Source organism: Acidovorax sp. IB03, from assembly GCF_016406015.1.
GTDB lineage: Bacteria > Pseudomonadota > Gammaproteobacteria > Burkholderiales > Burkholderiaceae_C > Acidovorax > Acidovorax temperans.
On record NZ_JAEFCH010000068.1, the window covers coordinates 1 to 5,946 of the forward strand.

Sequence of the window (5,946 nt, forward strand, 5' to 3'; positions counted from 1 at the left end):
TTCTGTAACAATCAGCAGGGTCTTAGCAACCCCTTAACGGAACGGCTAGCACATTGTGGGCCGTTTTGAAAGGGCTTTGGAGCCTTGAGCCTTTAGGGCTTACAGCAGACCAGCCTTTTGAACCAAGCGGGTAGCAACCCAGTTCTTGGTCTTGGACAGCGGACGGCTTTCGGTAATTTCGATCACGTCGCCCAGCTTGTACTCGCCATTTTCATCATGGGCGTGGTACTTGCTCGACTTCGCAACGATCTTGCCGTAGAGCTCGTGCTTCACACGACGCTCGACCAGCACAGTCACAGTCTTTTGACGCTTGTCGCTGACCACCTTGCCAATCAAGGTGCGCTTGAGGGATTTTTTAGCTTCCGTCATGTCGGCTCCTTACTTGGCGGCTTGCTTTTCAGCAAGAATGGTCTTTGCACGGGCGATGGCGCGGCGGGTGGTACGCAGCGTGTTGGTGTTAGCCAACTGCTGGGTAGCCTTTTGCATACGCAGACCGAAATGGGCCTTTTGCAAGGACTTGATTTCGGCTTCGATACCGGCAACGTCTTTTTGGCGCAGTTCAGTAGTCTTCATTGCTTGTTCTCCTGAATTACGAGCCAATGTGACGGCTGACGAACGTGGTGCGCAGCGGCAGCTTGGCAGCAGCCAGGCGGAACGCTTCGCGGGCCAGTTCTTCAGGCACACCAACGATTTCGAACACGATCTTGCCGGGCTGGATTTCGGCCACGTAGTACTCGGGGTTGCCCTTACCGTTACCCATACGCACTTCTGCGGGCTTGGTAGAGATTGGCTTGTCCGGGAACACGCGGATCCAGATACGGCCGCCACGCTTGACGTGACGAGAAATCGCACGGCGTGCAGCTTCGATCTGGCGGGCCGTCAGACGGCCACGATCGGTGCACTTCAGACCGAAATCACCGAACGCGACCGAGGCACCTCGTGTTGCGACGCCGGTGTTACGGCCTTTTTGCTCCTTGCGGTATTTGCGGCGAGCAGGTTGCAGCATCTTTATTCTCCTTTGCCGTCCGCTGCTGTAGCGGGCGCGTCAGTCTTGCGAACGCGCTTAACGGCGGTTGCATCAGCGCCACCGGCACCGGCGGGCTTGTCGCTACCGTCAGCGGGAGCCACATTGGCACCTACTGGACGACGGGGACCACGGCCTGCACCGGCACGATCGCCACCTGGGCGGCCATCACGGCGTGGGCCACGTGGGCGACGCTCTTCTTCCGGACGTGGAGTTTCCACGGCTGGCAGATCGTTGCGGCCCAGAGTGTCACCCTTGTAGACCCAGACCTTGACGCCGATCACACCGTAGGTGGTCTTGGCTTCAGAGGTGCCGTAGTCGATGTCAGCGCGCAGGGTGTGCAGTGGCACACGGCCTTCGCGGTACCACTCGGTACGAGCGATTTCGATACCGTTCAGACGGCCGGACGACATGATCTTGATGCCTTGGGCACCCAGACGCATCGCGTTTTGCATGGCGCGCTTCATGGCACGGCGGAACATGATCCGCTTTTCCAGCTGCTGCGTGATGCTGTCGGCGATCAGCTTGGCATCGATTTCAGGCTTGCGCACTTCTTCGATGTTCACTGCGACAGGCACGCCCAGGCGAGTAGCGAGTTCCTTCTTCAGGTTCTCGATGTCTTCACCCTTCTTGCCGATCACCACACCAGGACGTGCCGAGTAAATGGTGATGCGGGCGTTCTTGGCTGGACGCTCGATCAGGATGCGCGAGACGGCGGCGTTCTTCAGCTTGGCCTTCAGGTACTCACGCACCTTGATGTCCTCAGCCAGCATGCCGGCGAAGTCACGGTTGCTGGCATACCAGCGGCTGGCCCAGTTACGGCTAACCGAGAGGCGGAAGCCGGTAGGATGGATTTTCTGTCCCATAGTCTTCCTTGGCCTCAGTTACCAACCGTCACGTACACATGGCACGTGGGCTTGCTGATGCGATTGCCGCGGCCTTTGGCGCGCGCGGTGAAGCGCTTGAGCGTGGTGCCTTGTTCGACGTAGATGGTCTTGACCTTCAATTCGTCGATGTCAGCGCCATCGTTATGTTCTGCATTGGCGATTGCCGATTCCAGAACCTTCTTGACGATGCCAGCAGCTTTTTTCTGCGTGAATGTCAGGATGTTCAGAGCCTGGTCCACCTTCTTGCCGCGGATCAGGTCCGCAACCAGACGGCCTTTATCGACCGACAGACGGACGCCCCGGAGGACTGCACGTGTTTCAGACATGGTCGTTCCTTACTTCTTCTGGACTTTTTTGTCCGCGGGGTGACCCTTGAAGGTGCGCGTCAGGGCGAATTCGCCCAGCTTGTGGCCCACCATCTGGTCGGTGACGTAGACAGGTACGTGCTGCTTGCCGTTGTGCACGGCAATGGTCAGACCGATGAACTCGGGCAGAACCATGGAGCGACGCGACCAGGTCTTCACTGGCTTCTTATCCTTGGTGGCGACGGCCTTTTCGACCTTGGCCAGCAAGTGATGGTCAACAAATGGACCCTTTTTGAGAGAGCGAGTCATCTGTTACCCCTTACTTCTTGCGACGCGACACAATCATGACTTGTGTGCGCTTGTTGTTACGGGTGCGATAACCCTTGGTCAGATTGCCCCAAGGATCGACTGCATGGCGGCCTTCGCCGGTGCGGCCTTCGCCACCACCGTGAGGGTGATCCACAGGGTTCATGGCCACGCCACGAACCGTAGGACGAATACCCATCCAGCGCTTCACACCGGCCTTGCCCAGTTGGCGCAGGCTGTGTTCTTCGTTGGCGACTTCACCAATGGTGGCGCGGCATTCGATGTGGATCTTGCGCACTTCGCCGGAACGCATACGCACTTGGGCGTAGATGCCTTCACGGGCCAGCAGCGTAGCCGAAGCACCTGCCGAGCGAGCGATCTGAGCACCAGCACCGGGCTTGAGCTCGATGCAGTGGATGGTCGAACCCACAGGGATGTTGCGGATAGGCAGCGTGTTGCCTGCGCGGATCGGGGCTTCCGAACCAGAGTGCAGGGTTGCGCCGACTTCCAGGCCACGGGGAGCGATGATGTAACGACGCTCGCCGTCGGCGTAGCACACCAGAGCGATGTGGGCCGTACGGTTTGGATCGTATTCAATGCGCTCAACCTTGGCGGCGATGCCGTCCTTGTTGCGCTTGAAGTCCACGACGCGGTAGTGGTGCTTGTGACCACCGCCCTTGTGGCGTGTCGTGATGTGACCGTTGTTGTTACGGCCAGCTTTCTGGAACTGAGGCTCCAGCAGAGGCGCGTAAGCTTCACCCTTGTACAGGTGGTCACGGGTAACCTTCACCACAGCACGTTGGCCGGGCGAGGTAGGTTTCATCTTGATAACGGCCATGATTACGCAGCCTCCCCGGACAGGTTCAGCTCTTGACCTTCCTTCAGTCGGACATAAGCCTTGCGCACGTTGTCGCGACGGCCCACAGTCTTGCCAAAGCGCTTGGTTTTGCCCTTGGTGTTCACCACGGAAACACCCTTCACCTCGACCTTGAACAGCAGTTCAACAGCTGCCTTGATCTCAGGCTTGGTAGCGTTCTGCAGCACCTTGAATGTCACAGCGTTGGACTTTTCAGCAACCATGGTGGCTTTTTCGGACACGATGGGAGCGACCAGCACTTGCATCAGACGACCTTCGTCAAACTTGAGTGTGCTCATGCGAACATCTCCTTGAGTTTGTCGATTGCACCCTTGGTGACGAGCACTTTCTTGAAACGCACCAGCGACACGGGGTCTGCATAACGCGGCTCAACGACGAGCACGTTTACCAGATTGCGCGAAGCCAGGTACAGGTTTTCGTCCACTTCATCGGCAATCACCATCACCGATTGCAGGTTCATCGCCTTGAACTTGTCAGCCAGGACCTTGGTCTTGGGAGAATCCAGCTTCAGCGAGTCGACCACCGCCAGACGGCCTTCACGGGCCAGCTGCGACAAAATCGCAGACATGCCAGCGCGGTACATCTTCTTGTTGATCTTCTGTGTGAAGTTTTCGTCAGGCATGTTCGGGAAAATCCGACCACCCCCACGCCACAGAGGCGAGGAAGTCATACCAGCACGGGCGTTACCCGTACCCTTTTGCTTGAAAGGCTTCTTGGTGGAGTGACGGACTTGTTCGCGGTCTTTCTGAGCGCGAGTGCCTTGACGGGCGTTGGCCTGGTAGGCCACCACGATCTGGTGAACCAGATCTTCGTTGTATTCACGACCGAACACGGTTTCTGGTGCTTCGAACTTCGAAGCAGCCTGACCTTGGTCATTCAGGAGTTCGAGCTGCATTAGTTCGCTCCTTTGGCAGGTTTGGCCTTGACAGCGGGACGCACAGTCACGAACCCACCCTTGGAACCAGGAATAGCGCCCTTGATCAAGAGCAGTTGACGCGCTTCGTCGATGCGAATGACATCGAGGTTTTGCGTGGTCTTGGTGACATCACCGAGGTGACCCGTCATGCGCTTGCCTGGGAACACGCGACCTGGGTCTTGTGCCATACCGATCGAGCCAGGCACGTTGTGCGAACGGCTGTTACCGTGCGACGCACGTTGCGAAGCCATGTTGTGGCGCTTGATGGTACCGGCGTAGCCTTTACCGATCGAAGTGCCTTGCACGTCGACCTTTTGGCCCACAGCAAACACGTCCGCCACGGGCACAGCAGCACCTGCGGCGTACTTGCCAGCAGTTTCAGCAGTCACGCGGAATTCTTGGATGATTTCACCGGCTTCCACACCTGCCTTGGCAAGGTGGCCGGCTTCTGGCTTGGTCACACGCGAAGCTTTGCGCGAACCGAACGTGACCTGCAGGGCCACGTAGCCATCGTTCTCTTGGGTTTTGACCTGGGTAACGCGGTTGTTAGAAACATCCACCACTGTGACAGGCACTGCGTCCCCATCATCAGTGAACAGACGCATCATGCCCACCTTGCGACCCAGCAACCCCAGGGAGTTGCTCAGACTCATTTGTTTCTCCAAAACTCTCACCGCTGTGACTTCAATTGGCCTCAGCGTTTGCGCGCCAGCGCGTGAAAGAAGGTTAATAAAACTTCGCCCCTCTGCATGCGCAAAGAAGGCGAAGCCCTAAAGTATAACGCGGACTGCTTTTTCAAGCAAGTCCGCGTTAAAAGCCATCAGGCGGGCCCTGGCGAGCCCGCCTTCAGGGGATTACTGCAGCTTGATTTCGACGTCGACGCCGGCAGGCAGGTCGAGCTTCATCAGGGCGTCCACAGTCTTGTCTGTGGGGTCCACGATGTCCATCAGACGCTGGTGCGTACGGATTTCGAGCTGGTCGCGGCTGCTCTTGTTGACGTGAGGCGAACGCAGAATGTCGAAACGCTTCATGCGTGTTGGCAGGGGCACGGGGCCCTTGACAATGGCGCCAGTGCGCTTGGCAGTGTCAACGATCTCGGCAGCAGACTGGTCGATCAGCTTGTAATCGAACGCCTTCAGGCGGATGCGGATTTTTTGCTTGGACATGGTGTCTCCTTGATTTGCTTAAAAATTAAGCAATGATCTTGGCCACCACGCCGGCGCCCACGGTACGGCCGCCTTCGCGGATAGCGAAGCGCAGACCTTCTTCCATGGCGATGGGGTTGATCAGCTTCACAGTGATCGACACGTTGTCACCAGGCATCACCATTTCCTTGTCGGCTGGCAGCTCGATGGCGCCAGTCACGTCAGTCGTACGGAAGTAGAACTGAGGACGGTAGTTGTTGAAGAAGGGAGTGTGGCGGCCGCCTTCGTCCTTGCTCAACACATACACTTCAGCAGTGAAGTGGGTGTGGGGCTTGATCGAGCCGGGCTTGCACAGCACTTGGCCACGTTCCACGTCTTCGCGCTTGGTGCCGCGCAGCAGCAGACCCACGTTGTCGCCAGCTTGACCTTGGTCCAGCAGCTTGCGGAACATTTCCACGCCGGTGCAGGTGGTCTTTTGCGTGTCGC

12 protein-coding genes are annotated in these 5,946 nt (G+C 57.9%); all 12 read right to left on the reverse strand.

Annotated elements, in window-relative coordinates; all coding sequences use genetic code 11:
- Window positions 1-99: 99 nt before the first annotated feature.
- Window positions 100-369: a 30S ribosomal protein S17 gene (rpsQ, locus tag IHV84_RS19835; RefSeq protein ID WP_198848130.1), complete on the reverse strand. Its 270-nt coding sequence runs from the start codon at window positions 367-369 to the stop codon at window positions 100-102.
- 9 nt (window positions 370-378) lie between these two features.
- Window positions 379-573, reverse strand: coding sequence for a 50S ribosomal protein L29 (rpmC, locus tag IHV84_RS19840; RefSeq protein WP_044397427.1), 195 nt, complete (start codon window positions 571-573; stop codon window positions 379-381).
- A 16-nt stretch (window positions 574-589) separates the two neighbouring features.
- The gene (gene rplP, locus IHV84_RS19845) at window positions 590-1,006 is read right to left on the reverse strand and encodes a 50S ribosomal protein L16 (protein ID WP_007847799.1); all 417 of its coding nucleotides are present in this window, start codon (window positions 1,004-1,006) and stop codon (window positions 590-592) included.
- Window positions 1,007-1,008: 2 nt separating this feature from the next.
- Window positions 1,009-1,890 carry a 30S ribosomal protein S3 gene (gene rpsC, locus IHV84_RS19850; RefSeq protein WP_044397434.1) on the reverse strand — a complete coding sequence of 294 codons (882 nt, stop codon included), beginning with the start codon at window positions 1,888-1,890 and terminating at the stop codon, window positions 1,009-1,011.
- Window positions 1,891-1,904: 14 nt separating this feature from the next.
- Window positions 1,905-2,237 carry a 50S ribosomal protein L22 gene (gene rplV / locus IHV84_RS19855; RefSeq protein WP_005796970.1) on the reverse strand — a complete coding sequence of 111 codons (333 nt, stop codon included), beginning with the start codon at window positions 2,235-2,237 and terminating at the stop codon, window positions 1,905-1,907.
- Between the two features lie 9 nt (window positions 2,238-2,246).
- A complete protein-coding gene (gene rpsS / locus IHV84_RS19860) occupies window positions 2,247-2,525 on the reverse strand; it encodes a 30S ribosomal protein S19 (protein ID WP_005796963.1) in 279 nt (92 codons plus the stop codon).
- Window positions 2,526-2,535: 10 nt separating this feature from the next.
- Window positions 2,536-3,360 (reverse strand): 50S ribosomal protein L2, encoded by an 825-nt coding sequence (rplB, locus tag IHV84_RS19865; protein ID WP_044397443.1) that lies wholly within the window; start codon window positions 3,358-3,360, stop codon window positions 2,536-2,538.
- 2 nt (window positions 3,361-3,362) lie between these two features.
- Entirely contained in the window at window positions 3,363-3,677 is a 315-nt protein-coding gene (rplW, locus tag IHV84_RS19870; protein WP_044397448.1) for a 50S ribosomal protein L23, read from the reverse strand.
- Window positions 3,674-4,294, reverse strand: a complete 621-nt coding sequence (gene rplD, locus IHV84_RS19875; protein ID WP_024813775.1) for a 50S ribosomal protein L4 — start codon at window positions 4,292-4,294, stop codon at window positions 3,674-3,676. Before rplD ends, rplW begins: the two co-directional genes overlap by 4 nt.
- Complete coding sequence (gene rplC, locus IHV84_RS19880; protein ID WP_044397454.1) at window positions 4,294-4,968, reverse strand: 50S ribosomal protein L3; 675 nt, start codon at window positions 4,966-4,968, stop codon at window positions 4,294-4,296. The genes rplD and rplC overlap by 1 nt, the downstream gene beginning before the upstream one ends.
- Before the next feature lie 201 nt (window positions 4,969-5,169).
- Window positions 5,170-5,481, reverse strand: coding sequence for a 30S ribosomal protein S10 (gene rpsJ / locus IHV84_RS19885; RefSeq protein WP_044397456.1), 312 nt, complete (start codon window positions 5,479-5,481; stop codon window positions 5,170-5,172).
- A gap of 25 nt (window positions 5,482-5,506) precedes the next feature.
- On the reverse strand, window positions 5,507-5,946 hold a 440-nt coding region (locus IHV84_RS19890; RefSeq protein ID WP_198848131.1), incomplete at its 5' end, for an EF-Tu/IF-2/RF-3 family GTPase.

Bases quoted from the DNA above. Each gene is read 5' to 3' on its own strand.
- rpsQ (WP_198848130.1), bottom strand. From the start codon at position 369: ATGACGGAAGCTAAAAAATCCCTCAAGCGCACCTTGATTGGCAAGGTG.
- rpmC (WP_044397427.1), bottom strand. From the start codon at position 573: ATGAAGACTACTGAACTGCGCCAAAAAGACGTTGCCGGTATCGAAGCC.
- rplP (WP_007847799.1), bottom strand. From the start codon at position 1,006: ATGCTGCAACCTGCTCGCCGCAAATACCGCAAGGAGCAAAAAGGCCGT.
- rpsC (WP_044397434.1), bottom strand. From the start codon at position 1,890: ATGGGACAGAAAATCCATCCTACCGGCTTCCGCCTCTCGGTTAGCCGT.
- rplV (WP_005796970.1), bottom strand. From the start codon at position 2,237: ATGTCTGAAACACGTGCAGTCCTCCGGGGCGTCCGTCTGTCGGTCGAT.
- rpsS (WP_005796963.1), bottom strand. From the start codon at position 2,525: ATGACTCGCTCTCTCAAAAAGGGTCCATTTGTTGACCATCACTTGCTG.
- rplB (WP_044397443.1), bottom strand. From the start codon at position 3,360: ATGGCCGTTATCAAGATGAAACCTACCTCGCCCGGCCAACGTGCTGTG.
- rplW (WP_044397448.1), bottom strand. From the start codon at position 3,677: ATGAGCACACTCAAGTTTGACGAAGGTCGTCTGATGCAAGTGCTGGTC.
- rplD (WP_024813775.1), bottom strand. From the start codon at position 4,294: ATGCAGCTCGAACTCCTGAATGACCAAGGTCAGGCTGCTTCGAAGTTC.
- rplC (WP_044397454.1), bottom strand. From the start codon at position 4,968: ATGAGTCTGAGCAACTCCCTGGGGTTGCTGGGTCGCAAGGTGGGCATG.
- rpsJ (WP_044397456.1), bottom strand. From the start codon at position 5,481: ATGTCCAAGCAAAAAATCCGCATCCGCCTGAAGGCGTTCGATTACAAG.